24 protein-coding genes are annotated in these 24,726 nt (G+C 65.9%); 9 read left to right on the top strand and 15 right to left on the bottom strand.

Going from position 1 to position 24,726, the window contains the following annotated elements:
- Positions 1–134: 134 nt before the first annotated feature.
- Positions 135–1,040, bottom strand: a complete 906-nt coding sequence (locus tag KAK09_RS05320; RefSeq protein WP_210877884.1) for a LysR family transcriptional regulator — start codon at positions 1,038–1,040, stop codon at positions 135–137.
- A 105-nt stretch (positions 1,041–1,145) separates the two neighbouring features.
- Between KAK09_RS05320 and KAK09_RS05315 the strand changes: the two genes are divergently transcribed.
- Positions 1,146–1,394, top strand: a complete 249-nt coding sequence (locus KAK09_RS05315; protein WP_247651079.1) for a DUF4399 domain-containing protein — start codon at positions 1,146–1,148, stop codon at positions 1,392–1,394.
- A gap of 23 nt (positions 1,395–1,417) precedes the next feature.
- Here the strand turns inward: KAK09_RS05315 and KAK09_RS05310 are convergent, their stop codons facing one another.
- The 3 genes from KAK09_RS05310 to KAK09_RS05300 form a co-directional block, all read right to left on the bottom strand.
- Positions 1,418–3,445, bottom strand: coding sequence for an NADPH-dependent 2,4-dienoyl-CoA reductase (locus tag KAK09_RS05310; RefSeq protein ID WP_210877883.1), 2,028 nt, complete (start codon positions 3,443–3,445; stop codon positions 1,418–1,420).
- 76 nt (positions 3,446–3,521) lie between these two features.
- Positions 3,522–4,241 (bottom strand): SDR family oxidoreductase, encoded by a 720-nt coding sequence (locus KAK09_RS05305; RefSeq protein ID WP_210877882.1) that lies wholly within the window; start codon positions 4,239–4,241, stop codon positions 3,522–3,524.
- Entirely contained in the window at positions 4,238–5,761 is a 1,524-nt protein-coding gene (locus KAK09_RS05300; protein WP_210877881.1) for an AAA family ATPase, read from the bottom strand. The genes KAK09_RS05305 and KAK09_RS05300 overlap by 4 nt, the downstream gene beginning before the upstream one ends.
- Positions 5,762–5,906: 145 nt before the next feature.
- On the opposite strand from KAK09_RS05300, the gene KAK09_RS05295 reads away from it, so the two are divergent.
- The gene (locus KAK09_RS05295; protein ID WP_210877880.1) at positions 5,907–6,716 is read left to right on the top strand and encodes a division plane positioning ATPase MipZ; all 810 of its coding nucleotides are present in this window, start codon (positions 5,907–5,909) and stop codon (positions 6,714–6,716) included.
- On the opposite strand, the gene KAK09_RS05290 is transcribed toward KAK09_RS05295, so the two are convergent.
- The 3 genes from KAK09_RS05290 to KAK09_RS05280 are packed head-to-tail and all read right to left on the bottom strand — an operon-like array spanning position 6,685 to position 8,674.
- A complete protein-coding gene (locus tag KAK09_RS05290; RefSeq protein WP_210877879.1) occupies positions 6,685–7,350 on the bottom strand; it encodes a 5-formyltetrahydrofolate cyclo-ligase in 666 nt (221 codons plus the stop codon). The genes KAK09_RS05295 and KAK09_RS05290 overlap by 32 nt on opposite strands.
- Positions 7,351–7,361: 11 nt before the next feature.
- The gene (locus KAK09_RS05285) at positions 7,362–8,261 is read right to left on the bottom strand and encodes an EamA family transporter (protein ID WP_210877878.1); all 900 of its coding nucleotides are present in this window, start codon (positions 8,259–8,261) and stop codon (positions 7,362–7,364) included.
- A complete protein-coding gene (locus KAK09_RS05280; RefSeq protein ID WP_210877877.1) occupies positions 8,258–8,674 on the bottom strand; it encodes a VOC family protein in 417 nt (138 codons plus the stop codon). The genes KAK09_RS05285 and KAK09_RS05280 overlap by 4 nt, the downstream gene beginning before the upstream one ends.
- 114 nt (positions 8,675–8,788) lie before the next feature.
- On the opposite strand from KAK09_RS05280, the gene KAK09_RS05275 reads away from it, so the two are divergent.
- The gene (locus KAK09_RS05275; protein WP_210877876.1) at positions 8,789–9,559 is read left to right on the top strand and encodes an aldolase/citrate lyase family protein; all 771 of its coding nucleotides are present in this window, start codon (positions 8,789–8,791) and stop codon (positions 9,557–9,559) included.
- Complete coding sequence (locus KAK09_RS05270) at positions 9,552–10,478, top strand: glucokinase (RefSeq protein ID WP_210877875.1); 927 nt, start codon at positions 9,552–9,554, stop codon at positions 10,476–10,478. Before KAK09_RS05275 ends, KAK09_RS05270 begins: the two co-directional genes overlap by 8 nt.
- A gap of 51 nt (positions 10,479–10,529) precedes the next feature.
- Here KAK09_RS05270 and katG read toward each other — a convergent pair whose 3' ends face one another.
- The 4 genes from katG to rpe form a co-directional block, all read right to left on the bottom strand.
- Complete coding sequence (gene katG, locus KAK09_RS05265; RefSeq protein WP_210877874.1) at positions 10,530–12,695, bottom strand: catalase/peroxidase HPI; 2,166 nt, start codon at positions 12,693–12,695, stop codon at positions 10,530–10,532.
- A gap of 165 nt (positions 12,696–12,860) precedes the next feature.
- The gene (locus KAK09_RS05260) at positions 12,861–13,823 is read right to left on the bottom strand and encodes an NAD(P)H-dependent flavin oxidoreductase (RefSeq protein WP_210877873.1); all 963 of its coding nucleotides are present in this window, start codon (positions 13,821–13,823) and stop codon (positions 12,861–12,863) included.
- Positions 13,824–13,850: 27 nt separating this feature from the next.
- Positions 13,851–14,507: a phosphoglycolate phosphatase gene (gene gph / locus KAK09_RS05255; RefSeq protein WP_210877872.1), complete on the bottom strand. Its 657-nt coding sequence runs from the start codon at positions 14,505–14,507 to the stop codon at positions 13,851–13,853.
- Positions 14,504–15,205: a ribulose-phosphate 3-epimerase gene (gene rpe, locus KAK09_RS05250; RefSeq protein WP_210877871.1), complete on the bottom strand. Its 702-nt coding sequence runs from the start codon at positions 15,203–15,205 to the stop codon at positions 14,504–14,506. The genes gph and rpe overlap by 4 nt, the downstream gene beginning before the upstream one ends.
- A 214-nt stretch (positions 15,206–15,419) precedes the next feature.
- Between rpe and KAK09_RS05245 the strand changes: the two genes are divergently transcribed.
- The 5 genes from KAK09_RS05245 to KAK09_RS05225 all read left to right on the top strand — a co-directional run bounded on the left by KAK09_RS05245 (position 15,420) and on the right by KAK09_RS05225 (position 19,961).
- Entirely contained in the window at positions 15,420–17,063 is a 1,644-nt protein-coding gene (locus tag KAK09_RS05245; protein ID WP_210878026.1) for a long-chain fatty acid--CoA ligase, read from the top strand.
- Positions 17,060–18,082, top strand: a complete 1,023-nt coding sequence (locus KAK09_RS05240) for a phosphotransferase family protein (protein WP_210877870.1) — start codon at positions 17,060–17,062, stop codon at positions 18,080–18,082. Before KAK09_RS05245 ends, KAK09_RS05240 begins: the two co-directional genes overlap by 4 nt.
- Positions 18,079–18,492, top strand: a complete 414-nt coding sequence (locus KAK09_RS05235) for a PaaI family thioesterase (protein ID WP_210877869.1) — start codon at positions 18,079–18,081, stop codon at positions 18,490–18,492. The genes KAK09_RS05240 and KAK09_RS05235 overlap by 4 nt, the downstream gene beginning before the upstream one ends.
- An 88-nt stretch (positions 18,493–18,580) precedes the next feature.
- Complete coding sequence (locus tag KAK09_RS05230) at positions 18,581–19,351, top strand: FkbM family methyltransferase (RefSeq protein WP_210877868.1); 771 nt, start codon at positions 18,581–18,583, stop codon at positions 19,349–19,351.
- A gap of 13 nt (positions 19,352–19,364) precedes the next feature.
- The gene (locus tag KAK09_RS05225; RefSeq protein ID WP_210877867.1) at positions 19,365–19,961 is read left to right on the top strand and encodes a hypothetical protein; all 597 of its coding nucleotides are present in this window, start codon (positions 19,365–19,367) and stop codon (positions 19,959–19,961) included.
- A gap of 3 nt (positions 19,962–19,964) precedes the next feature.
- Here the strand turns inward: KAK09_RS05225 and KAK09_RS05220 are convergent, their stop codons facing one another.
- The 4 genes from KAK09_RS05220 to KAK09_RS05205 are packed head-to-tail and all read right to left on the bottom strand — an operon-like array spanning position 19,965 to position 24,682.
- Positions 19,965–20,933 (bottom strand): glycosyltransferase family 2 protein, encoded by a 969-nt coding sequence (locus KAK09_RS05220; RefSeq protein WP_247651078.1) that lies wholly within the window; start codon positions 20,931–20,933, stop codon positions 19,965–19,967.
- A 15-nt stretch (positions 20,934–20,948) separates the two neighbouring features.
- Entirely contained in the window at positions 20,949–21,752 is an 804-nt protein-coding gene (locus tag KAK09_RS05215; protein WP_210877866.1) for a hypothetical protein, read from the bottom strand.
- Between the two features lie 39 nt (positions 21,753–21,791).
- Positions 21,792–22,838, bottom strand: a complete 1,047-nt coding sequence (locus tag KAK09_RS05210; RefSeq protein WP_247651077.1) for a glycosyltransferase family 2 protein — start codon at positions 22,836–22,838, stop codon at positions 21,792–21,794.
- Complete coding sequence (locus KAK09_RS05205) at positions 22,835–24,682, bottom strand: hypothetical protein (protein WP_210877865.1); 1,848 nt, start codon at positions 24,680–24,682, stop codon at positions 22,835–22,837. Before KAK09_RS05205 ends, KAK09_RS05210 begins: the two co-directional genes overlap by 4 nt.
- Between the last annotated feature and the right edge of the window lie 44 nt (positions 24,683–24,726).

Below are 24,726 nucleotides of genomic sequence, written 5' to 3'. Positions count from 1 at the left end.
CAGCACAGTCGGTTTGACAAGCGCATCCCGTGCACACGCCCTGTGCGCCCAAGAAACCCAAGGGAAAAGACCCGCCAGAGCGGCGGGCCATGAAAGCTGCGCCGATAACCGGCACGGAGGAAAATGGGCGGCGGCTACCAGTCCGTCGGCCCTTTCTCGGCGAATCTCTGGACGAGGAAATCGATGAAGGCGCGCACCTTGGGCTGGGTGAAGCGCCCTGGCGGATAGACCGCGTAGATGCCGAGCGTTTCAAACGGCAGATCGGGCATGGCATCCTCGATCAGCCCGTCAGCCATCGGTTTCGCATAGAGAAACGACGGCAGATAGGCGATACCAAGCCCCGAGATCGCGGCATTGAGCAGCGATTGGCCATCATTGACGCTGAGCCCCCCGGCCGTGCGCACCTGCCGTTTTTCCCCCGAAGGCGCGGTCAACCTCCAGACCGCGTTGCCGCCTTGGCTGGAATAGTGCAACAGCTTGTGCTCGTTGAGATCGTCGATTCTCTCGGGGCGTCCATATCTGGCGAAATACGCGGGGCTTGCGATCATCCGCTTGGTCGTCTCGGACAGTTTGCGCGCGCGCAGCGTGCTGTCTTCCAGATCGCCGATACGCACGGCCATGTCGAAGCCCTCGGAAATCAGTTCCACATAGCGGTTGTTGAGAACCATGTTGACGGTGATTTCGGGGAACTCCTCAAGGAAGTGGCCGAGGATCGGGCTGAGATGATTGACGCCGAAATCGGTGGCGACCGAAATGCGCAAAAGGCCCGAAGGGTCGGACTGCATGGAACTGACCAGCGCATCCGCCTCGCCTGCGTCGTTGAGTACCCGCAGGGCGCGGTCGTAATAGGCAAGGCCGATCTCGGTCGGGCTGACGCGCCTTGTGGTGCGGTTGAGCAGCCGCGCCCCAAGCCTTGCCTCGAGTGACGACACATGCTTGGACACTGCGGATTTGGAAATGCCCATCTTTCGGGCCGCGTCGGTAAAGCCGCCCTGATCCACCACCGTGGCGAAGGCTTCCATTTCCGTCAGGCGATCCATGCTGAACCCTCTTCTTGCTACTGAAGACCGGTTCTGGCGGAAAAATCGGGCGCAACTGCGGCAGGTGCCTGACAATATCGCGGTCATGTCAGAATCGTTCATGGCATGGAAACGCCGCGGACACGCGAAGGTGACTGGGACCGGGCCTGTCACCTGCTGGTCAACCGCCCGCCCTTTGACAAGGGCGGCGCGGAGGAATTGAGCCATGGCCAGCCCGCCGACGATCACCGCAGGCATTTCGGCTGCGGCCAGACAGAGGCGACGGTAGAGTTGCCGCCGGGCCGGCATAGGCTGCAACTCGTTCTCGGCGATCACAACCACGTCCCGAAGGTGCCCCGGTCATGTCCAAGGTGATCACCGCCACCCCGGATCAAGACTCAGAGCGCGGCGGCCAGCCGCGTGCCCTGATCAATGGCGCGCTTGGCATCGAGTTCGGCAGCGACATCCGCGCCACCGATCACGTGACAGGTCGCGCCCCTCTCGGCCAGCGCATCCGCAAGGCTGCGCTCGCTCACCTGGCCCGCGCAGAGCACGATCGTATCCGCCGCAATCAAAGTGGGCCGCTCGCGCTCCTCGCCAAAGCTCACATGCAGGCCCTCGGCGTCGATGCGCTCGTAATTCACGCCGCCCACCATCTCGACGCCTTTCATCCGCAGCGCGGCGCGGTGGATCCAGCCCGTCGTCTTGCCCAGTCGCTTGCCAAGCGCCTCAGCCTTGCGCTGCAACAGCGTGACCGCGCGCGCGGGCGGCGCGGGGTTCGGCCCCTGGGGCGCAACCCCGCCGCGCGCCACCTCGGGATCGTCCACACCCCATTCCGTGCGCCAGAGCGCGATATCTTCGGCCGGGCTGTGCCCGTCATGGACCAGATACTCGGCCACATCGAACCCGATCCCGCCCGCGCCCACCACGGCCACCCGGTGGCCCGCCACCGCGCGCCCGCGCAGCACGTCAATATAGCTCAGCACGTTGGACCCGTCCTGCCCCGGTATCCCCGGATCACGCGGCAAAACGCCGGTGGCCACAATCACCTCGTCATAGCCGCCCAGATCATCGGCGCTCGCCTCGTGCCCCAGCCGCAGCGTCACGCCGCTCTCGGTCAGCATCGTGGCGAACCAGTCCACCAGCCCGTGAAACTCTTCCTTGCCCGGCACCTGCTTGGCCATGTTGAGTTGGCCGCCGATCTCACCCGCCCTGTCATAAAGCGTCACCGCATGCCCCCGCCCCGCCGCCGTGATCGCCGCCGAGAGACCGGCGGGACCGGCGCCGATAACGGCGATGCGTTTCGGCGCATCGGTGGGCGTGATGACAAGATCGGTCTCATGGCAGGCGCGCGGATTGACAAGGCAGGAGGTGAGCTTGCCCGAAAAGGTATGATCGAGGCACGCCTGATTGCAGGCGATGCAGGGCACGATGGTTTTGGCCCGCCCTTGGGCGGCCTTGTTCACGAACTCCGCATCGGCAAGGAAGGGCCGCGCCATCGACACCATGTCAGCGCAGCCATCGGCCAGCACCGCCTCGCCCACCTCGGGCGTATTGATGCGGTTCGAGGTGATGATGGGAATCCCCACCTTGCCCATCAGCTTTTTCGTCACCCAGGCAAAGCCCGCGCGCGGAACGGAAGTGGCGATCGTCGGGATGCGCGCCTCGTGCCAGCCGATCCCGGTGTTGAGGATCGACGCCCCCGCCGCCTCTATCGCGCGGGCAAGCTGCACCACCTCGGCGTGCGTGCTGCCCTCGGGGATAAGGTCGATCATGCTAAGCCGGTAAATCAGGATGAAATCCAGGCCCACAGCCTCACGCACCCGGGCCACCACCTCAACCGGAAGCCGCATCCGGTTCTCGTAGGAGCCGCCCCAGCGATCCGTGCGCTTGTTGGTATGCGTCACAAGGAACTGGTTGAGGAAATACCCCTCGGACCCCATCACCTCGACCCCGTCATAGCCTGCCTCGCGCGCGCGCACCGCCGCCTTGACGATATCGGCGATCTGTTGCTCGATCCCCGCCTCGTCCAACTCTTGTGGCGTGAAGGGCGATATCGGCGATTTGATGGGGGAGGGGGCGACACAGTCCTTGCCGTAAGCATAGCGCCCGGCATGGAGGATCTGCATGGCAATCCGCCCGCCTGCCTCATGCACCCGGTCTGTCACCACCCGGTGATTGGCAATGTCCTCAGACGTGAACAGCCCCGCCGCGCCGGGAAACACGCCCCCCTCGCGGTTGGGCGCCATGCCCCCCGTGACCATGAGGCCCACGCCCCCCCGCGCACGCGCGGCATAGAACTCCGCCACCCGGTTCCAGTCGCGCGTCTCCTCCAGCCCGGTATGCATCGACCCCATCAGCACGCGGTTCGGCAAGGTCACATGCCCCAGATCGAGGGGCGCCAGAAGGTGCGGATAATCGGTCATGGCTCTCTCCCTTGGTTGGCCGGAGAGTGACCCAGCGCGCCGCGCTTGTCACCGGGGAACGCTGCGTTAACAGCCCTCACCCCCGCCCGATAAAGGGCATCTTCGTCGCCATCAGCGTCATGAACTGCACATTCGCCTCGAGCGGCAGTTCGGCCATCGAGAGCACGGCGCGCCCGACATGGTCCACGTCCATCGTGGGGGGCGGGTTGGCGGGATTGGCGGCAATGATGCCTTCCAGAAGTTCGGTGCGCGCGTTGCCGATGTCGATCTGCCCGCAAGCAATGTCATAAGGGCGGCCATCGAGGCTGAGCGTCCTGGTCAGCCCGGTGATCGCATGTTTCGTCGTCGTATAGGCGACCGAGCCCTCGCGCGGCGCATGGGCCGAAATCGAGCCGTTGTTGATGATCCGCCCGCCCTTGGGCGCCTGCCGGCGCATCTGACCGAACGCCGCCTGCGCGCACAGGAACATGCCATGCAGGTTCACCTCCACCACCTGCCGCCACTCGTCATAGCCAAGCTCGTCGATTGTCGCCGCGCGCCCGAAACTGCCCGCGTTGTTGAACAGCACGTCAAGCCGCCCCGCCTGGGCCACGAAACCGCCGAAACAGCGCGCCACATCTTCGGGCGAGGTCACATCGCCTTGCAGGATCACGGCCCCCGCATGGCCCTGCGCCACCGCCTGCAGCGCGTCCATGCGCCGCGCCATCAGCCCCACGCGCCAGCCCGCATCGAGAAAGGCACGCACGCAGGCTGACCCGATCCCGGCACTCGCGCCGGTGATGAGAATGTTCTTCATTCCTCTACCTCCAGTCTCAACGGCGCGCTCCGCGCCTGCAAATCCGCCACCGTGAGCGGCGCGGTGGGCTTTGACAGCCGGTTGCGCACCACCCAGTAGAGCCGCTCCTCGGCCCGCGTGATCGCCACATAGGCCAGCCGCTTCCACAAGGGTTGCCCCGCCTCCGACCGCCCCATCCGCGCGGCCGCATAGATATCGGGCGCAAAGACCTGCACATCGGGCCATTGGCTGCCCTGCGCCTTGTGGATCGTCACCGCCGCCCCGTGCAGGAAAACCGCCCCCATATTGGCGGCGAAGGGGATGAACGGTTCTTCCTCGTCGGGCTTCTCGATCTTGACGATCGAGGCGGCGGAAATCTGCGGGTCTTCCGCCCCGATGACGTGCAGCCGCGAGAAACCCGCCCGCTTGCCGGGGCCGAGATAGACCACCTGCGCGCCCTTGATAAGGCCGCGCGCCTCCAGATCGAGGCGCTTCTTGCGGTGCTTGAGGGGCAATTCGATACCGTCGCAAACCAACGGCTCACCGGGCAGCAATGCCGCTTCGGGGGCCTCATGCACGGCGCGAAACGCGTTGATGAGGCGGATGCGCGTGGCGTTGCGCCAGACAAGCACCGGCGAGCGCGCCATCAGGTCCACCTCCACCCGTTCGGCCATGCGCACGCGCTCGTCGCGGCGCGCGGCCTCCTCGACCATCCGCTCGAAACCGTGGAAATCGAGCGACGGATCGGCCAGCGCATGCGCCAGATCGAGGATCGGATTGCCCGCCTCCTGCCGGTGGATGCGGCTGAGCGTCAGGCGCGCGGGTGCGGGCAGGCTCTCGAACACCATGCCGCCGGTGGATTTGACAGGCGGCAATTGCGCCGGGTCGCCAAAAAGGATCAGGGTCGGAAAAATCTCCTGCAAATCCTCGAATTGCTGCGCGTCAAGCATGCTTGCCTCATCGACAAGCCCGATATCGAGCGGCTCTTCCCGCCGCTTCCAGCCGGTGATAAAATCCGAGCCGCGCAAACCCGCCGCCGCCAGCGCGCCGGGGATGGATTTCTGCGCCTGATAAAACGCCAGCGCCCGGTCGAGCGCCAGATCGGTCAGCCCCTCGATCACCGGCTTTTCGCCCTGCCCGGCCAGCCATTCGGCGATCTTCTCGTATTCGGGGTGATAGACGGGCGTGTAAAGGATGCGGTGAATCGTGGTCGCGGGCACGCCGCGCATCCGCAAGACGCTCGCCGCCTTGTTGGTGGGCGCGAGAATGGCCAGCGTGCGCCGCTCGCGCCGCCGCCGCCCCTCCCAGTCGCCCGAAATCGTCTCGACCCCGGCAGCCGCCAGCGCACGGGTAAGTTCTGCCAGAAGCAGCGTCTTGCCCGACCCGGCCTTGCCCAGCACGGCCATCACCGCGCGCCGCCCCTCGTCGGGGGGCATCAGCGTGCCGCCTTCGATATCCACGCCCACACCGCGCAGCGCCTCTGCGATGCGGTCATGGGCCTCGGCCTGATCGGGGGAATATGTCAGCGCGGTCTCGGTCACGGGCGCGACCCTAGCGTTGCCGCAGGGCGGATACCAGCGAAAGCGCAGACCGCATCAAACCCGCTTGACCACCTGCCGCCCGCTTCCCTATTGCAGCGCGAGACGATAGGTTCGGCGACAATCCGCCGCTCAGGGAAGGCAACACATGGCGCATATCATCGTGGTCGGCAACGAAAAGGGCGGCGCCGGGAAATCCACTGTGTCGATGCATCTGGTAACCGCGCTGGCGCGGCTTGGGCACCGGACAAGCGCGCTGGATCTCGACCTGCGCCAGCGCAGCTTTGGCCGCTATGCCGACAACCGCGCGCGCTTCATGACCAAGGAGGGGCTTGATCTGCCGAGCGCACGGCTTGTCGGCCTGCCCGAACTCTCGACGGATCAGCTCAAGCCGGGCGAGAACATCTATGACCGCCGCCTCGCCATGGCCGTGGCGAGCGCCGAGCCCGAGAGCGATTTCATCGTCATAGACTGTCCCGGCTCACACACGCGGCTGAGCCAGGTGGCCCACAGCCTAGCAGACACGCTGGTGACGCCGCTCAACGACAGCTTCATCGATTTTGATCTTCTAGCCCATACGGATGCGGATGGACTCAGGGTGCTCGGCCCCTCGGTCTATTCCGAGATGGTCTGGAACGCGCGTCAATTGCGTGCGCAGGCGGGGCTTCGGGCGATCGACTGGGTGGTGCTACGCAATCGGGTCGGCGCGCAGCAGATGGTCAACAAGGAAAAGATGGGCCGCGCACTTGATGCGCTGGCCAAGCGGATCGGCTTTCGCGTGGCCCCCGGCTTCAACGAGCGGGTGATCTTTCGCGAGTTGTTCCCGCGCGGCCTGACGCTGCTCGATCTCAAGGATATCGGCGTCAAGCAGCTCAACATCTCGAACATCGCCGCGCGGCAGGAATTGCGCGATCTGATAAAGGCGCTCAACCTGCCTGGGGTGACGGCGAATTTCTGATGTCAGCACCCAGGACGACCACATCCATCGGAATGTCCCAAGGCTGCGGAAAAATCGTCGGCATGGCCGAGAAGCTGTGCCCGACGCCGATTGTGCGCGGACGCGGGGTGAGCGCGGCCAACGTTCTGTCGTAATAGCCACCGCCATTGCCCAGCCGGTAGCCCGCCGCATCCACCCCCAGAAGCGGCACGATCACAAGATCGGGCGGCACGGGGTCGGGATGCGCGGGCACCGGGATGTTCCAGATGCCGCGCGCCATGGCGGCCCCCGGCTGCCAGCGATGGAACGCGACCGGCGCGCCCTTGGCGATCACCACCGGCAGGGCGACCTGCGCGCCGCGCGCGGCCAAATCGCCCAGAAGCGGGCGCAGGTTCATCTCGCCCCGGATCGGCCAGTATCCGGCGATGGTGCGGCCATCGGGCGGACCGATTTCCTCGGAGAGCATGGCCATGACGCGGGCTGCCTGCGTGCTTTGCTCCGCCTGCGAAAGCGCCCGGCGGGCGGCGTAAAGGCGCGCCCGCTCGGCCTTGCGAAAGCGCGACACGTCGCGCCAGGTGGCGGCATCGACCACATGCCCGCCGACAAGATGATGGGCGAAACAGGGATCGTCGCCGGGAGTGTCGTGTTCGGTCATGCTCGCGCCTTTCAGACCGGGGGGCCGGTGCGGGGATGGGGGCGGATACGCATCCGGCGGCTCATCCTGAGCGCCCAGAGGTTCGAGGCAAGCAGCACCGAGATCACTACCGCCCCACCGATGAGCGCCCACGCTCCGGGGTCCTCTCCGATGACAGCCCAGACCAGAAGCGGTGCCAGCACCGATTCGAGCAGGATCAGCAGCGCCACCTCGGGCGCGGTGATATAGCGTGGCCCCAGCGTCATGAGCGAGGTCGCCACGCTGATGAACGCACCATGCGCCAGCAGCAGCGGCCAGTTCGCGGCCCAGATCGCCCCCGGCGCGGCGAGCGGCCACAAGAAGAGCGACGCGCCCAGCATCGCCACCGGGATCGTCGGCACGAGCGAGACCGATCTGAGCCGCCGCGCCGTGGTGATCGCGCCCGCGAAGGCGGCCGAGACCGCAAGCGCCACCAGATCGCCGCTCCAATGCGCGCCGTGGATCTCGCCCGTGCCGCGCAGGATGAGCGCAAGCCCGGCAAACACGCCGATCATGGTCAGGATCATCCGCGCGCTGATCGCCTCGCCGAGGAAAACGCGACTGAGGATTGCGGCAAAGACCGGCATGGAAGCAAGGATGAAGACCACATTGGCCACGCTTGTCCAGCTTACCGCCAGCACGAAGCCCGGTGCGGCGACGCCCAGAAGCACGGTATAAAGCCAGCCTCTCGCGCCGGTGGCCGCAACCGCGTGAAAACCGCGCGTGCCCTGCGTGGCGAGCACGCCCATGAGGATCACGCTGCCCGCCGTAATCCCCCGCCAGAAGGCGATGGAGGCCGGATCGCCCTCAATGAGCCGAACGAAAAGCGAATCGGGCACCACGAAGAGCACGCCGGTCGCGGTGATCAGCAGGCCCTTGAGATGCTCGCTCACGGCGCGCTGTCCTCTTTCTGGTGCACCTCGATGACATTGCCGTCAGGGTCGTAAAAGAAGATCTGGTGCCAGCCCGCCACCGCGCGGTTGCCCCAGTCCGAATAGGGCACACCCGCAGCATCGAGATGGGCCATGAAGGCGGCTATATCGTCGGTGCGATAGGCGATATGGCCGCGCGCCACCGGGTTGACGATCTGACCGGTGCGAAAGCCTGCGAGCATGTCCTTGCATGTGAGATGGGTCTGGATGCGCCCGTCGCTGACAAAGGCCACGTCGCCGGAATAGCCCTTTTCCTTTTCCAGCACGGGAATGTCCGATTGGGGCACGCCGAGCCCAAGTACCGTGCGATAGAAGGTGTCCATCTCCTCGACCTTGTCGGTGGCGAGGTTGATATGGTGCAGCGTGAGTTTCATGGCGCGGTCCTCCTTGCGCCGGAGCGAACCATGCAGGCGCACGATTGTCCATGACCCCTCGTCAAGCGGGTGCTGGACGGTCTAGGCTGCACCTCGACAGCACAGGAGAGAGCCATGCCCGCCCCCATCAACCCGTTCAAGGCCGCGCTTGCGCGTGGTGACATGCTCTATGGGTGCTGGGCCGGTTTTGCCGATGCCTATGCGACCGAGGTGCTGGCCGAGGCCGGGTTCGACTGGCTGGTGATCGACGGCGAGCACGCGCCCAATGATCTGCGCTCGATCTCGGCGCAGCTTGGCGTTTTGCGCGGGGCTACCTCGCACCCGGTTGTGCGCCTGCCGATGGGTGAGGTCTGGGCGATCAAGCAGGCGCTTGACGTGGGCGCGCAGACGCTGCTCATCCCGATGGTGGAAAGCGCGGCACAGGCCGAGGGTCTGGTGCGCGCGATGCGCTATCCGCCCGAGGGGGTGCGCGGCTCTGGCGCCGCGTTGGCGCGGGCCTCGCGGTTTTCCGGCATTCCCGATTACATCGCCACGGCCAATGCGCAGATGTGCCTTTTGGTGCAGATCGAGACGGTGGCGGGGCTTGGCGCGCTTGATGAGATCCTTGACGTCGAGGGGGTGGACGGAGTGTTCATCGGCCCCTCGGATCTGGCCGCCGATATGGGTCACCGGGGCGACAGCGCGGTGGCCGAGGTGCAAGCGGCGATCCGCGACGCGCTGTCGCGCATCGCTGCCTCGGACAAGGCGGCGGGCATCCTCGCTCTCGATCCCGAAACAGCGGCGCGCTACCGTGGCTGGGGCGCGCAGTTCCTTGCCGTCGGCATCGACGTGGTGCTGCTGGCGCAGGCCGCACGGGCGCTTGCCGCACGCTGGCGCGATGGCTGAGTGGCTCTTGGCCGATGTCGGCGCAAGCCATACGCGGCTGGCCCTTGCAACGCCCGAGGGCCTCTGCTCGGGCACGGCGGCGCGGGTGGAGAATGCGGCGTATGACGGGTTCGGGGCGGTCGTGGCGGCGTATCTGGACGGGCGCAAGGCGGCGGCGGTCTGCGCCGGGGTTGCCGGGCCGGTGCGCGGCGGTGCGGCGCGGCTGACCAATCTCGACTGGGTGATCGACCGGGCGGAGGTGGCGCACACAAGCGGGGCCGCGCGCGTCCATCTGATGAACGATTTACAGGCGCAGGCCCATGCGCTCGACGATCTTGCCGTGTCCGCCTGCGTGCCGATCCTGCCCGGTGAGGCCGATCGGGGTGGCCCACGCATGGTGATGGGGCTTGGCACCGGCTCCAATATCGCGGTGGCGCACCGGGTGGCGGGGCGTCTTTTCGTGCCGCCCGCCGAGGCGGGGCATTCCTCCTTGCCGCATATGAGTGAGGCGCTGAACCGGATGATCGCTTCGGTGGCGCAGGAGGCCGCGCACAAGCCTTATGAGGCGCTGCTTTCTGGGCCGGGCCTTGCGCGGCTGCACCGGCTTCGCATGGGTGTGGAAACGAGCGCGCCCGCGATTGTCGCCGCTTTCGAGGCGGGCGATGCGGAGGCGCACGCCACGCTTGCGCTGTTCACCCGGCTGCTTGGCGTGGTGATGGGCAATCTTGCACTCACGCATATGGCCACGGGCGGCACCTATCTCATCGGCAGCGTGGCGCGCGCGCTGGCACCCCATCTGGCGGGGCTGGGACTTGCGGAGAGTTTCACCGCCAAGGGGCCTTATGCGGAGATCATGGGCTTGATCCCGGTGACGCTCATCACCGACGATACCGCCGCCCTTCTGGGCTGCTGGCGGGCGTTGCGGCAGGGCGACACATGAAAACAGCGCCGGGATTTGCCCCGGCGCTGCCTGTTTCTTCTTCGGCGAGGATCATGCCAGATCGTAGCGGTCCGCGTTCATCACCTTGGTCCAAGCGGCGACGAAATCGCGCACGAATTTCTCGCCCGCGTCATCCTGGGCATAGACCTCGGCATAGGCCCGCAGGATCGAATTCGAGCCGAACACCAGATCGACGCGGGTGGCGGTGTGCTTCACCGCGCCCGACTTGCGATCCACGATATTGTAGGTGTTGCGGCCCGTCGGGTCCCACTTGTAGCCCATGTCGGTGAGCGTAGTGAAGAAATCCGTCGTGAGCGCGCCCGCCTGATCGGTAAAGACGCCATGCGCCGTGCCGCCATGGTTGGTGCCCATCACGCGCATGCCCCCCAGAAGGCAGGTCATTTCCGGCCCGGTCAGGCCCATGAGCTGCGCGCGATCCAGCAGCATTTCCTCGGACTGCACCACGTAGTCTGTCTTGAGCCAATTGCGGAAGCCATCGGCGAGCGGCTCCAGCACCTCGAAGGACGCCGCGTCGGTCATCTCGTCACCGGCATCGCCGCGACCGGGGGCAAAGGGCACCTCGATATCAAAGCCCGCGGCCCTGGCCGCCTGCTCGACGCCGAGATTGCCCGCCAGCACGATCACATCGGCCACGCTCGCGCCGGTCTCGGCTGCGATGGGTTCAAGAGCCGCGAGAACACGCGCCAGACGGGCGGGCTCGTTACCCTCCCAATCCTTCTGCGGAGCGAGGCGGATGCGCGCACCGTTGGCCCCGCCGCGATAATCCGATTGCCGGAAGGTGCGCGCCGAATCCCAGGCGGTGGCAACCATGTCGGCCACCGAGAGACCCGCTGCCGCGATCCTGGCCTTGACGGCGGCCACATCGTAATCGGTCTTGCCCGCCGGGATCGGATCTTGCCAGACCAGATCCTCTTGCGGGGCGTCCGGCCCGATATAGCGCGTGCGAGGCCCGAGATCTCGGTGCGTCAGCTTGAACCATGCACGGGCGAAGCAATCGTCGAACCAGGCCGGATCGGCCATGAACTTTTCGCAGATGGCGCGATAGGTCGGGTCCATCTTCATCGCCATGTCGGCATCGGTCATCATCGGCATGACCCGTTTGGAGGCGTCGGTCGGATCGACCGGCATGTCTTCTTCCTTGATGTCGATGGGCCGCCACTGCCACGCCCCGGCGGGGGATTTGGTCAGTTCCCACTCATAGCCGAAGAGCAGCTTGAAATAGCCCATGTCCCATTTCGTCGGCTCGGTCGTCCACGCGCCCTCAAGCCCCGAAGTGACGGCATTGGTGGCCTTGCCACCCAGATGCGGGTTGAGCCAGCCAAAGCCCTGCGCCTCGATATCCGCGCCTTCCGGTTCTGCCCCGAGCGCCTCGGCATCGCCGTTGCCATGGGCCTTGCCGACAGTGTGCCCGCCACAGGTCAGCGCGGCGGTCTCCTCGTCATCCATCGCCATGCGGGCGAAGGTCTCGCGCACCTGTTCGGCGGTTTTCAGCGGATCGGGCTGACCGTTGACGCCCTGCGGATTGACGTAGATGAGGCCCATCTGCACGGCGGCAAGCGGGTTTTCCATGGTCGAGGGCTTGCCCACATCGTCATAACGACTATCCGAGGGGGCGAGCCATTCCTTTTCCGCGCCCCAATAGGTGTCTTTCTCGGGGTGCCAGATGTCCTCGCGCCCGAAGGAGAATCCATAGGTCTTGAGACCCATATCCTCATAGGCGATGGTGCCCGACAGAAGGATCAGGTCGGCCCAGCTCAGCTTGTTGCCGTATTTCTTCTTGACCGGCCAGAGCAGGCGGCGCGCCTTGTCAAGGTTGCCGTTGTCGGGCCAGGAATTGAGCGGCGCGAAGCGGATATTGCCGGTGCCGCCGCCGCCACGCCCGTCAGCAAGGCGATAGGTGCCCGCCGCGTGCCATGCGAGACGGATCATCAACCCGCCGTAATGGCCGTAATCGGCCGGCCACCAGTCCTGGCTCTCGGTCATCAGCGCCTTGACGTCGGCCTTGACCGCCTCGAAATCAAGGGCCTTGACCTCTTCGCGATAATCGAACGTCTCACCCAGAGGGTTGGTCTTGCGGTCGTGCTGATGCAGGATATCGAGGTTGAGGGTCTTGGGCCACCAGTCGGTGACGCTCTTGCCGCTTTCGGTCAGCCCGCCATGCATGACGGGGCATTTGCCCATGTCGTTGCCGTCCATCTTATCCTCCGATTGTGGTTGCGTGTTGTTCGGCGGTGGCGATGCGGGTGACCCCGACGCCCCTCTGCCGCTCAGATATGCGCTGTTCCTAACAGAACAACGAAATTAGGTAAAATTCTCTTTTGCGATTAAAATGATAGTTTTAAGTTATGATTTAAGTGTCGCTCAGACCCAGCCTGGCGCGCGCCGCAAAGCTGCCTCGGCCTCGATCACGATCCGGTGCATGAGGTCGGCCACCGGCGGGCGGTCATGAATGAGGCCCGTCGCCTCTCCTACAAAGGTATTCGCCCGCGCCGGATCGCCCCCAGCCCAGCCCTCGGCCCAATCCGCGCGCGCGGCGGGGTCAGCGCGCAGCGCGTCCGGGTCATCGTGCCAACGCTCCGTCACCGGGTTTTTCAAAACCCGCGCCGTATACCGCTCGGGCCACCTGAGACCGCGCGCGGCGTCCATCACGGTGGAGCGGATCGTCTCATCCCCCGTAGCGGCAATCGCCGCACCGGTCATGGCCGCGCTCACCTGCGCCTCAGCCGAGGCCCAGAGCCGCGAGCCCATGAGCACGCCGTCCGCCCCCAGCATCAGCGCCGCCGCCAACCCGCGCCCGTCCGCAATGCCGCCCGCCGCCAGCAAGAGCACCTCGGGCGCGTGCCTCGCCAGCCAGTCTGCCACCTCGGGCACCAGCGTGATCGTCCCGCGCCGCTCGCCATGGCCGCCGGCCTCGGAGCCTTGCGCCACGATCATCCGCGCGCCGGCATCCGCTGCGCGCTGCGCGTCCCCGAGCGTCGTGACCTGCACGATCAGCGGCACGCTCGCGGCATGGATGCGCGGCGCATAGGGCGCAGGATCGCCAAAGGAGAGAAAGAGCGCGGCAGGCGCATGGTCGAGCACAGCGTCGAGCACGGAGGGGTTATCCGCCAGCTTCCACGCGATGAAACCGCAGCCCACCCGCGCATTGCCCGCCGCCGCGAACTCTGCCTCCAACCAGTCGGCATTGCCATAACCGCCGCCGATGAGGCCGAGGCCCCCGGCATGGCTCACCGCTGCGGCAAGCCGCCCGCCCGCGGCAAACGCCATCGGGGCCGAAACGATCGGGTGGGCAATGCTGAAGGACTCGGTCAGGCGGGTTTTCATGGCGCGATCATGCGCCGCGCGAGCGGCTCAGGGCAAGAGGTCGGCAACGATTCCAGGCAGCGCGTCGAAATGGTCAAAGGCGCGGGTGTGCGGCAGCGCCTCCACGGGCGCTTTGCGATAGCCTTGCGTGTAAAGCGCGAAGGGCAGGCGCGCGCGCGCCGCCGTTTCGGCATCCACCTCGCTGTCGCCCACGAAAAGCACGTCACGCGCACCAAGCGCGCGGGCGGCGGCGTGGAGCGGCGCGGGATCAGGTTTGCGCAGGTCAAGGCTGTCGCCGCCGATCACCACGGCGAAATGCGCGTCCAGCCCCAGATGGGCAAGCACGGCGCGGGCGGGCGCGAGCGGCTTGTTGGTGCAGATGGCAAGGCGATGGCCCATGCGCGAAAGGTCCGCCAACGCCGCCGCCACGCCGGGATAGACCTGGGTCAGGGTCACGGCGGTTTCATACCCCGCGACAAATTCCGCCACCAGTTGCGCGTGAAGGCCCGCATCGCCGTCGCGGTCGCGCGCCTTCAGGCAGCAACCGATGAAATGGGGCACGCCTTTGCCGACGAAATCGCGTGTCTCGGGCGGTGTGAAGGGGGCCATCCCGTGCCGCTCCATCAGCCGGTTGGCGGCGGCGTGAATGTCGGGCGCGCTGTCGATCAGCGTGCCATCGAGGTCGAAAATGACGGCGCGGGTCATGCCATGGTGCCGGTCACCGCCTCTGCCGCTGCGCGGATTGCCCGGATATTCGCGCCATAGGGGGCGGGATTGTCCACGCTGCCGCCCTTGAACACCGCCGAGCCAGCGACCAGCACATCGGCCCCGGCGGCGGCCATCAGCGGCGCCGTCTCGGGCGTGATGCCGCCGTCGATCTCGATATGAATGGGCCGGTCGCCGATCATGGCGCGCAGCCGCTTCACCTTGTCGATCTGGCTGTGGATGAACTTTTGCCCGCCGAAACCGGGATTGACGGTCATCACGCAAACGAGGTCGATCATGTCGAGCAGGTTCTCCACCCCGTCGATTCCCGTGCCTGGGTTGAGCGCGAGCCCCGCCTTGCAGCCCGCGCCGCGAATGGCCTGAAGCGTGCGGTGGATATGCGGCCCCGCCTCCAGATGCGCGGTGAGGATGTCAGCACCCGCCTTCGCGAAAGCATCGATATAGGGATCGACCGGCGCGATCATCAGATGCACGTCCATGACCGTCCTGATATGCGGGCGGATGGCGGCGCAGAGCGGCGGGCCAAAGGTCAGGTTGGGCACGAAATGCCCGTCCATCACGTCCACATGGACCCAATCGGCGCCCTCGGCCTCGATGGCTCGGATCTCGGCCCCGAAACTGGCGAAATCAGCGGACAGGATGGAGGGGGCGATCTTGATGGAACGGTCAAGGCTCATGGCTGGCTCCTACGGGCAGGGATGTGGGCGACATGCGCGCTCGGGCGGGCGAGGTCAAGTCCGTCTGCCTGTTCCCGCCGTCACCCTCCGGCCTGACCGGGGGTCTTTGCGGGTCTGGAGATCCTCGGGTCAGGCCCGAAGATGACGGAGCGCCCGATTGATCCCCGCCAATTTCCATGCAACCTTTCCCGCCACGGTAGAGGGAGGAACACGGATGCAGGGCGCGATGATGCACAGGCCGCTCAGGATCATCGACATTCTGCGCCACGCCGCTGAGGCGCATGGCGATGAGGGGATCGTCTCGGCGCGCGTAGAGGGCGATCTTCACCGGCAGAGCTATGCGCAGACGCTGGCGCGTGCGGCGGGGCTGGCCCATGCGCTGACCGCGCTTGGCATGAGAACCGGCGACCGGGTGGCAACGCTGGCGTGGAACGGGCATCGGCATGTGGAGATGTATTATGCCATCTCGGGCATGGGGGCGGTCTGTCACACGATCAATCCGCGGCTGTCGCGCGAGCAACTGCTTTATATCATCCATCACGCGGGCGACCGGCTCCTGTTTCTCGACCTGACCTTTATACCACTGATCGAATCTCTTCTTTCAAACCTGCCCGAGGGCTTGCGCTTCGTGATCCTCACCGACCGCGCGCATATGCCCGAGACCACGCTTGACGCGCTCTGCTACGAGGAGTTGCTGTCGGCGCAACCCGGTGATTTCCCTTGGCCTGACCTGCCCGAAGATACCGCGTCGGGCCTGTGCTACACCTCCGGCACCACCGGCAACCCGAAAGGCGCGCTCTATTCGCATCGCTCGACCGTGCTGCACGCGCTTCAGGTGCCCATCTGCCAGACCAGCAGTTTTCGGGCGGGCCGACGCATCCTGCCGGTTGTGCCGCTCTTTCACGTCAACGCCTGGGGCCTGCCCTACACCGCTCCGCTCGCCGGCATGACGCTGGTGATGCCGGGGCCGCATCTCGACGGGGCAAGCCTGTTTCGCCTGATGGATGGCGAAGACGTCTATTCCGCCTGGGGTGTGCCGACGGTCTGGGCGGGGCTTCTGGCAGAGATCGAGGCGCAGGGGCGTATCCCGCAGGGCTTTGGCGATCTGCTGGTGGGCGGCTCTGCCGCGCCGCGCGTAATGATCGACGCCTACGAGGCGCGCGGCGTCAACGTGGCGCAGGCCTGGGGCATGACCGAGATGAGCCCCATCGGCACCCATGGCGTGCTGCCGCCGCGCTATGAGGGTGCGCGCGCGGAGGACCTTATCGCCGCCAAGTGCTGCGCCGGGCGACGGCTCTTCGGGGTGGAGTTCAAGATCGTGGACGACACAGGCCGTCGCCTGCCCCATGACGGCCAAGCGGTCGGCGAATTGTATGTGCGCGGCAATACGGTGATCTCCGGCTATTTCGAGAACCCCGAGGCCACCCACGCCGCCATCGACGCCGAGGGCTGGTTCGGCACAGGCGACGTGGCCTCGGTCGATGCGGAGGGGCGGCTGGTGATCCGCGACCGGGCCAAGGACCTTGTGAAATCCGGGGGCGAATGGATCAGCTCGATCGATCTGGAAAACGCCGCGCTGTCACATCCCGCGATTGCCGCCTGCGCCGTGGTGGCGATGCCGCATCCGAAATGGGACGAACGGCCCGTTCTGGTGGCGGTTGCGGCGGACACGGCGCGACCCGCGCTTGAAGAGGTTCAGGCGCATATGGCCCCCCATTTCGCGCGCTGGCAATTGCCCGATGATCTGATCTGGGTAGAGGAACTGCCACTGACCGCGACGGGCAAGATTTCCAAGCTCACCCTACGAGAGCGTATGGCAGATTATGTCCTGCCGGAGTTGCGCGGGGGTGCGGCATGAGCGGGCTTGACCTGCCCGCGCTGGAGGCGTGGCTGGGACAGAATCTGCGAGGGGTGAGCGGCCCGGTCGAGGCCGAGAAATTCAGCGGCGGACAATCGAATCCGACCTATCGGCTGACAACCCCCTCCGGCAGGTTCGTTCTGCGCCGCAAGCCGCCCGGCGTGCTGCTCAAATCCGCACATGCAGTCGAGCGCGAATTCCGCGTGCAGCGCGCGCTTCAGAAAAGCGCCGTGCCGGTGGCGAAGGTCCATGCGCTTTGCGAGGATGAGGGCGTGATCGGCTCGGCCTTCTATATCATGGAGGAGATCAATGGCCGCATCTTCGACGCGCCGTCGCTGCCCGGTCTTGCCCCTAAGGAGCGGGGCGCCATCATCGACGCGATGAACCGGGTTCTGGTGGCTATCCACGATGTCGATCTTGCGGCGACGGGTCTTGACGATTACGGCCCCTCCGGCAACTACTACCGCCGTCAGGCAGACCGTTGGGCGGCGCAGTATCGTGCCACGGCAACGGAGGATCTGCCCGAGATGGAGGCGCTGATCCGCTGGCTTGATGCGCATATGCCCGAGGAGGATGGGCAGCGCTGTCTAGTCCATGGCGATTACCGGCTCGACAACCTGATTTTTGATCCCGACGCACCGGAGGTGCGCGCTGTTCTTGACTGGGAATTGTCCACCACCGGCCATCCCTATGCCGATCTGGCGGCTGTGCTCATGCAATGGTCGATGCCTGCGACCGCCGAGGGGCGCGGTCTTGCCGGGGTGGACCGGGCGGCGCTCGGTCTCTTGTCGGACGAGGATTTCGTCGCATGCTATTGCGAGCGGCGCGGGATCGCGCCCATCGGGGATTTCCGATTCTATCTGGCCTTCGCCTATTTCCGCATGGCGGCGATCCTGCAAGGGGTGAAAAACCGCGCGCTGAGTGGCAACGCGGCAGACCCGGCGCGCGGGTTGCGCCTCGGAGAGTATGTTCCGGAGTTCGCGCGCGCGGGACTTGACGTGGCAGAGGGCAAGGCATGACCGAGTTGGAACGGCTGCTCGATGGCGAACCGCCCTCGGAACTGCAGAAACACCTTGGCTATCGGCTGGTGGCCTGGGCGCCCGATTTCGCGCGGGTAGAGTTGCCGATGGCGGCCTATCTCACCAACCGGCAGGGCCTGCCCCATGGCGGGATCCACGCAACGCTTCTCGATACGGCCATGGGCTTTGCGGGCTGCTACACGGGCGATCCTGAACGTCGTCAGATGGCGCTGACGCTGTCGCTGACCGTCAATTACCTCGGGCAGGCGCGGGGCACGCGGCTGATTGCAGAGGCGCGGCGCACCGGCGGTGGCAAGAGCACGTTCTTTGCCGAAGCCACGGTGCGCGACGACACCGGTGCGGTGCTGGCCACCGGCACCGGCGTTTTCCGCTATCGACGTGGGGGCTGAGGGCAAAAAATCCTGCCCTTGCAAGGTCAGGCTATGCTAGAGCGGGGCGAGTGGCCACAATCAAAGGCCCCACAATCAGAGCAGCACCATGACCGTGACCGTGACCCCGCACCGCACCGTGATCGACCCAAAGGCAGTGGCCATGATCGACGCCTTCATGACGCCGCATGAGACCGACACGGCGCTCATCCGGCTGGGCGATTTCGGTGACGGCGGCTATCTCGTGCCTGACGATCTGCGCGGAATCGCGGCGTGCTATTCGCCCGGGGTCTCGGAACAGGCGAGTTTCGAGATGGACTTGGCCAAGCGCGGCATTGCGTCCTTCATGGCCGATGCCTCGGTCGCACATCCGCCGCTCGATGTGCCGGGCGCGCAGTTCGTGCCTAAATTTCTGGGCGACAAGGATGAGGGGCAATACATGACGCTTGCCTCCTGGGTGACCGAGACCGACCCGGACCCCTCCGCCGATCTGCTGTTGCAGATGGATATCGAGGGGGCGGAATATGCCACGCTTGCCGCCGCGCCGATTGCGCTCTTGCGCCGGTTCCGCATGATCGTGATCGAATGGCACCACCTGCCCTCGATCCTGACCAAGCCGCGGTTCCTTGCCCCCGCACTTGCCGTGGTGGAAAAACTGCGCGAGGACTTCGTGACGGTGCATCTCCACCCCAACAACGTCTCGGGCCATGTCGAGATCGAGGGGCAGGCGATCCCGCGTGTGGTCGAGGCGACGCTTTTGCGACGCGACCGGGCGGCGGGGCTGCGCCCTGCGCGCGCGCTTCCGCACCCGCTTGACCGGCGGCACAATCCCAAACGCCCGGCGCTTGCCCTGCCCGAGCGGTGGCTTGGAAAACAGTGAGTCAGGAACAGTTATGGACCAGGTTGTTATCGAAAGACCGGAGCTGACATTCTCGCCCGAAGTGGCCGATCTGGTGCGCGAGACATATGAGAGGGCGCGTGTCATCCTCGAATATGGCAGCGGCGGCTCGACGGTGCTGGCCTCGGAAATGGCGGGCAAGACTGTGTTCGCGGTCGAGAGCGACAAGCGATGGACACAGAACCTGCAAGCCTGGCTCGATCAGGCCGGCTCCGCCTCAGGCGTGCATCTGCATTACACTTCGATCGGCAAGACCGGCAAATGGGGCCGCCCGTTGGATCATGCAGGCTATCGCAATTATCACCGCTATCCGCTCGAGGTCTGGGATCGCCCCGATTTCGTGGCCCCCGACACGGTGCTGATCGACGGCCGCTTTCGCGAGGCGTGTTTCTACGCCGTCATGCTTCGCTGCACGAAAAAGACGGTGGTGCTGTTTGACGATTACACCGATCGGCCCCGCTATCACGCGGTGGAACGTTTTGCCCAGCCGGTCGCGACACGCGGACGCATGGCGAAATTCGTTCTGGGCAAGCGCGCCCTGCCCCGCGAGGATCTGACCCAGATCATCGGCGCCTTCACCAACGCCTTCTGACGCTCAGGCCGCCTGCGGCAAAAGCGCCTGCATCAGCGCGCCGAAATCGGGGCGCGCACGCAGTTCGGCGATCATCTCGCGGTGACGCGTGCAGCACGCCTCGTGCAGGCGGCGCACCTCGGAGTCCGAGAGCAGATCCTCATAGATCGCGGCCTTGGCCGGGCGGATGGCGTCGATGCTGCGATCCTCGATCCGGTTGTGGTTCATCTTCTGCCAGTAGTCGAGGCCAAGCGCCTCGCCGCCGTGATGCGCCCGCCCGCGCGCCTTTTTCACAAGGTAGGACTCGCAGGACTTGAGCGCATAGTGATTGAGTTGCACCAGATCATAGCCGAGCGAATCCGGCCCTGCGCGCCACGCGCCCGACATATACCGCTCTGGCATCGGCTGGCCGGATCCGTTGACCCAGTGAAGATCGGCAAAAGTGCCGACCGTGGGCCGCTTGGGCCGGTGCACGCCGATATGGTCCCACAATCCGCGATGGAACATGGTCTTGAGGCCCCAGGCCTGTGGCGGGCGGGGAGTCTTGTCGGCGGCAGCGCGGGGGAACTGATCGGTAAGGAACCCGTCCTCGTAATCCACCACACCCCCGTTGCCGAATAGCCGCCAGGTCATCGAGATCGTGCGCGCGCCCGGCACGGCGGCGGTCAGGGCGCGCAAGGTATGATCGCCGGTCCTGACGTTAATATATTCGTCGGCGTCGATGGGGATGACCCAATCCTCCGGTCCGGCGAGATCCATCTTGAGAAACCGGCGGTAGGCGCGGCGCTGCGGGGCGGGCCTGCGAGAACTGTTGTCCACATGGCGCAGCTTGCCCATGGCATCGAGCCGGTCAAGCAGCGCGTCCGAGCCATCGGTGCAGTCGTTCGAAAACACCGCGATCACATCCGCCCCGATGGCAAGGTTATGCGCAACCCATTCAAGGATGAACGGGCCTTCGTTCTTCATCGGTGTGACAATGACAAAGCGTTCCATAAATCTCTCCCCGCCTCAGGCGGCCACCCCGTGGCGTTCGGCCAGTTCCGCGAGGATCGAGCCCTCGGGCGGCACCCCGTCATGCTTGAGCCTGAGCCGCGCACGGCAGCGCCGCCCGTAGAAATGGATCGACACGGTATCCTCTTTCACCTGTCGCCAGGTCTTGCGCGCGTTCAGGAAATAGAGGCGCCGCTGCTCGAATGGCACCGGATAGAGCACATGCGGCGGCAGGGCGTGGCGAAACTCGTCATGTTCCCTGAGGAAATACGACAGCGCGCGCGGCCCCCAGACCCCCCAGGGCATTTCCGAGATATGCATCGGATCGCCCGCCGCCGCACGCCGCTCGATCTCGGCCTGATGGACAGGGCGCATCCAGCGCGGCACCGCGTATTCGTCCGCGCAGAAGGCAATGAGCGAAGCGAGCGTGGGTGACGCGGCGGGCAGCGCGAGCACACCGCTCGCCACCACATTGTCATTCTCGCGCCCAAAGAAATAGCCGTTCCTCGGCTCGAACGGGCGCAGACAATACGCATCCGTATCGGCCCAGACGATGCCGTCATGCCGCGCCAGAAGGTGATAGCGGAACTTGTCCGAATAGGGCGCGGGGCTGCCGCTGCGCCCATGCACCAGCATGGTTTTGGGATCGGGCAGGATGTCGGAGGCCGACGCGGCCTCCACCCCCTCGGGCAGGCCCTCGACCCCGCCATAGGAGAACATCACCACCGGATGCCCTGCGTCGACGAAGGACCGAACACACAGCCGTTCGATGAACCCAAGCGGCGGGCCATCCCAGAACATCGCGATGGTGGCAAGGGTCATGCTCTCAAGTCCTCGTTAATCTGACCGATATGGCCCCGGTCAGTAATCTTTTTGCGCGATCGCCGCGGTGGTCTCGATCGCATTGGCCCGGAGCCAGTCGCGGAACTCTTCCCAGCCGGGGCGGGCGCGCAACTCGGTGATCTTGGCGCGGTGCCAGTCGACCGCGCGCGCGTGCAGCATCCCCAGCACCGGATCGGCACGGAGCGCCTCGTATATGGGCCGCGCGCGGGTGGCGTGGGGCAGGATCGAGCGGTCCTCGACCCGGTTCACGTTCATGTCGGACCAGTAATGCTCGGTCTGTTCGCGGGCGATGTGGTTGGTCCGACCCCGGTCGCGCTTGACCAGAAAACTGTCGATGGAGCGCACCGAATAGTGATGGAGCCGCGCGAAGCGATGGCTGAACCCCGGCCAGCCGCGCCATGTCACCTGTTCCACGGGCATCAGGTTGCCACCGCAATCCGACCAGCGCACCTCGGCCTCGCGCCCTTCGGGCGTGCCCTTGGGCCGGTGCGGGTTGAATTTGCGAAACAGCCCGTTGTTACGGAACATCGTCTTGAACCCGGTGGCACGCCCGTTGGCGGGATCGTCCTCGGCATCGGCAAGAAAGAACTGCTCGGTCACGGGCCGGTCCTCATAGCCCTCGACCGCGCCGCAGCCGAACAGCTTCCACACGAAGGACACCGCGTCGCAATCGCCCATGGCGGCGATCATCTGCGGCAAGGTCTCGACCCCTTCGCGCAGGTTGATGAACTCGTCCACATCAAGACACATGAGCCATTCGGCGTCTCTTATCCACGGATGCGCGGTGGCGCGGCGCAGCGCCTTGTGCTGCGGCGGCGATCCGTCAGAGACATCGTTGGGCCGGTGGCTGGCATAGCCCAGTTCGGTCAACCGGTCGGCGATGAGGTCGGTGCCGTCGTCGCAATTGTTGGTGAAGATGACAAAGCCGGTGACCCCGATGGCAAGGTTGTAGGCCACCCATTCAAGCATGAACGGCCCCTCGTTTTTCATCGTCGTCATGATGACATGACTGCCGCCCAGAGCAGGCACGGGCAGGGTGGCGGCAAACTGCCGTGCTGCGGTCATTCGGCGGCCTCGCGTCTGAGCCTGCGAAAGGCGGGGCTGACAATCCGCGCGAGCCTGTCGTGCCCGCGCACCTGAAGGTTGGTCTGAAGCGCACGGCGATACCACGGCAGCATCCGCCGGTCGCGGTAAAGCCGGTAGAAGATTTCGGGCGTCAATGTGCCGTCAAGCGCGCGCTGCATCACCGGCTTCAACAGGTTCGCGCGGCGCAGGAACACCGGCGAGAAATGCCCCGAACACCATGTCTTGAGACGGATCACGTTATCCCCGTGGAGCCGGTCCACATGGCGGCGGTCGGGGGTGAAGAACGGATCGTAAAGCACGAACGCCTTGTCCACCTCGTCGATTTCAAAGGCGCAATCGGAATGGGGCAGCGACCAGTCGCGCGCGCGGCCCATGCCAAAGCGTTCTTCCCACGGCACCAGCGTGGCGTCGAGCGTGGTTTGGGGATTGAAGCTGATGACCGTAGCGCCGGGGGCAAGCGAGGCGAAGGCCAGCGCCGCGAACCCACCCATGGAGGTGCCTGTGAAAAAAACCTTGTCGAAACCGGCGAACAAACCGTCCGCCGCCAGCTTTCGCAGATGGGCGATCAGTTGCGGGCAGCGATACCAGTCCTTGCGCCGTGCCATCACCGCCAGGTGCGAACAGCCATTGTCGCGCAGGAACTTATAGGCCCAGGGCTCGCGTCCGGGCGAGAGATCGTTCACGTTGGAGAGGTTGTCGAACGTCACGACAAGCCGCGCGGGATCGCGGAAAATGCCCAACACCGCGTGATTTTCGAGTCGCGTGTAAAAGCCCTGCCGCGCGCCGCCGGTATGGATCTCGGCAAACCATCCGGGCAAGGCAGCTTCGCGGGCGGTGGCGTCTTCCTCCAGCCCGCCGCTTGCCGCTGTCCCCTCCTCCTCAGCGGTCTCGACATCCAGAGGGACGGCTTGTGGCACGAGCCGCGCCAGCGTCTCTCGCTCCTCGATGCAAAGCGCCGCCTGCGCTTCGGCCACGCCGGGCAGAGCCATCAACGCGGCGATCTCATCGGCCAGCCGCCCGGCCCTGTCACCGATCTCCTGCGGTTCACCGGTGAGCGCCGCGAGATCGGCCCACCGACCAGCGATGTGCTCGGGCGCGGGGCGCTGTTTCTCAGGCAGGGCGTGCAGCCGCAAGAGGAAGGTTTCGGCAGCCGGTGCGGCGATGCGCATCACCGAGGCGCGCGCCATGCCGCGCACGCGCGCCTCCAGGGCCCAGGCGACCCGGCTGTGGGGCTCGGGCAGTTGCGCCCCACAGCCATCGACCCATTTCACGGTCCTGCTGTCTGCGACCGGGCCAATCGGCACCTCGGGCGTGCGCGCGCGATAAAGCCCCAGCCGCACCACGCTGCGGAGTTCCGGCGCAGCAGGCAAGGCCACCGGGCGCGGCCGGTGCAGCACGGGCCCCGGTTCATGCGCCTCGTGGCCTCCGGTCCCGGCCTCGCACAACGGCACCGAGAGCACATCCGCGCCCCCCGCCCCGCGCATCAGGCCCTGAATGCTCTGCGCCGTGCTGTGGATGCGGAAATACTCATCCGGGCCGAGGAAAAGCCCGTAACCGCCGCTCTCGCCCGCCTCGAGCGCGCCCGCGCGCAGCGCCGCATTCTGCGCCTCTTCCTTCATGTCGGGATCGACGCCCACTGGCATCAGACGCAGCACCCCGGCCACCTCAAGCGCCGCAAGCAACGGATCCGCCGCCTCGCGCCGGTCGATGAACACGGCGCAGTCCGTCACGCCAAGCACACGATGCCAGGCCAGCCATTCCAGAAATGTCGAGGTGGGCCGCACCACAAAGGTGCTCAGCAAGAGCCTGGAACCTGCTGTCATTTACCTCTTTACCCTTCGCCACTGCCCGGCAGCAGGAGCGCTTG

Source organism: Roseovarius autotrophicus, from assembly GCF_018069895.1.
GTDB lineage: Bacteria > Pseudomonadota > Alphaproteobacteria > Rhodobacterales > Rhodobacteraceae > Roseovarius > Roseovarius autotrophicus.
Note: the sequence above shows the minus strand (reverse complement) of the source record. Positions and strands in the feature narration are given on the sequence as shown.

Bases quoted from the DNA above. Each gene is read 5' to 3' on its own strand.
- KAK09_RS05295 (WP_210877880.1), top strand. From the start codon at position 5,907: ATGGCGCATATCATCGTGGTCGGCAACGAAAAGGGCGGCGCCGGGAAA.
- KAK09_RS05230 (WP_210877868.1), top strand. From the start codon at position 18,581: ATGACCGTGACCGTGACCCCGCACCGCACCGTGATCGACCCAAAGGCA.
- KAK09_RS05215 (WP_210877866.1), bottom strand. From the start codon at position 21,752: ATGACCCTTGCCACCATCGCGATGTTCTGGGATGGCCCGCCGCTTGGG.
- gph (WP_210877872.1), bottom strand. From the start codon at position 14,507: ATGACCCGCGCCGTCATTTTCGACCTCGATGGCACGCTGATCGACAGC.
- KAK09_RS05320 (WP_210877884.1), bottom strand. From the start codon at position 1,040: ATGGATCGCCTGACGGAAATGGAAGCCTTCGCCACGGTGGTGGATCAG.
- KAK09_RS05275 (WP_210877876.1), top strand. From the start codon at position 8,789: ATGCCCGCCCCCATCAACCCGTTCAAGGCCGCGCTTGCGCGTGGTGAC.
- rpe (WP_210877871.1), bottom strand. From the start codon at position 15,205: ATGAGCCTTGACCGTTCCATCAAGATCGCCCCCTCCATCCTGTCCGCT.
- KAK09_RS05280 (WP_210877877.1), bottom strand. From the start codon at position 8,674: ATGAAACTCACGCTGCACCATATCAACCTCGCCACCGACAAGGTCGAG.
- KAK09_RS05220 (WP_247651078.1), bottom strand. From the start codon at position 20,933: ATGGAACGCTTTGTCATTGTCACACCGATGAAGAACGAAGGCCCGTTC.
- KAK09_RS05290 (WP_210877879.1), bottom strand. From the start codon at position 7,350: ATGACCGAACACGACACTCCCGGCGACGATCCCTGTTTCGCCCATCAT.
- KAK09_RS05225 (WP_210877867.1), top strand. From the start codon at position 19,365: ATGGACCAGGTTGTTATCGAAAGACCGGAGCTGACATTCTCGCCCGAA.
- KAK09_RS05235 (WP_210877869.1), top strand. From the start codon at position 18,079: ATGACCGAGTTGGAACGGCTGCTCGATGGCGAACCGCCCTCGGAACTG.
- KAK09_RS05305 (WP_210877882.1), bottom strand. From the start codon at position 4,241: ATGAAGAACATTCTCATCACCGGCGCGAGTGCCGGGATCGGGTCAGCC.
- KAK09_RS05210 (WP_247651077.1), bottom strand. From the start codon at position 22,838: ATGACCGCAGCACGGCAGTTTGCCGCCACCCTGCCCGTGCCTGCTCTG.
- KAK09_RS05310 (WP_210877883.1), bottom strand. From the start codon at position 3,445: ATGACCGATTATCCGCACCTTCTGGCGCCCCTCGATCTGGGGCATGTG.
- KAK09_RS05240 (WP_210877870.1), top strand. From the start codon at position 17,060: ATGAGCGGGCTTGACCTGCCCGCGCTGGAGGCGTGGCTGGGACAGAAT.
- KAK09_RS05315 (WP_247651079.1), top strand. From the start codon at position 1,146: ATGGAAACGCCGCGGACACGCGAAGGTGACTGGGACCGGGCCTGTCAC.
- KAK09_RS05205 (WP_210877865.1), bottom strand. From the start codon at position 24,682: ATGACAGCAGGTTCCAGGCTCTTGCTGAGCACCTTTGTGGTGCGGCCC.
- KAK09_RS05270 (WP_210877875.1), top strand. From the start codon at position 9,552: ATGGCTGAGTGGCTCTTGGCCGATGTCGGCGCAAGCCATACGCGGCTG.
- KAK09_RS05245 (WP_210878026.1), top strand. From the start codon at position 15,420: ATGCAGGGCGCGATGATGCACAGGCCGCTCAGGATCATCGACATTCTG.
- katG (WP_210877874.1), bottom strand. From the start codon at position 12,695: ATGGACGGCAACGACATGGGCAAATGCCCCGTCATGCATGGCGGGCTG.
- KAK09_RS05260 (WP_210877873.1), bottom strand. From the start codon at position 13,823: ATGAAAACCCGCCTGACCGAGTCCTTCAGCATTGCCCACCCGATCGTT.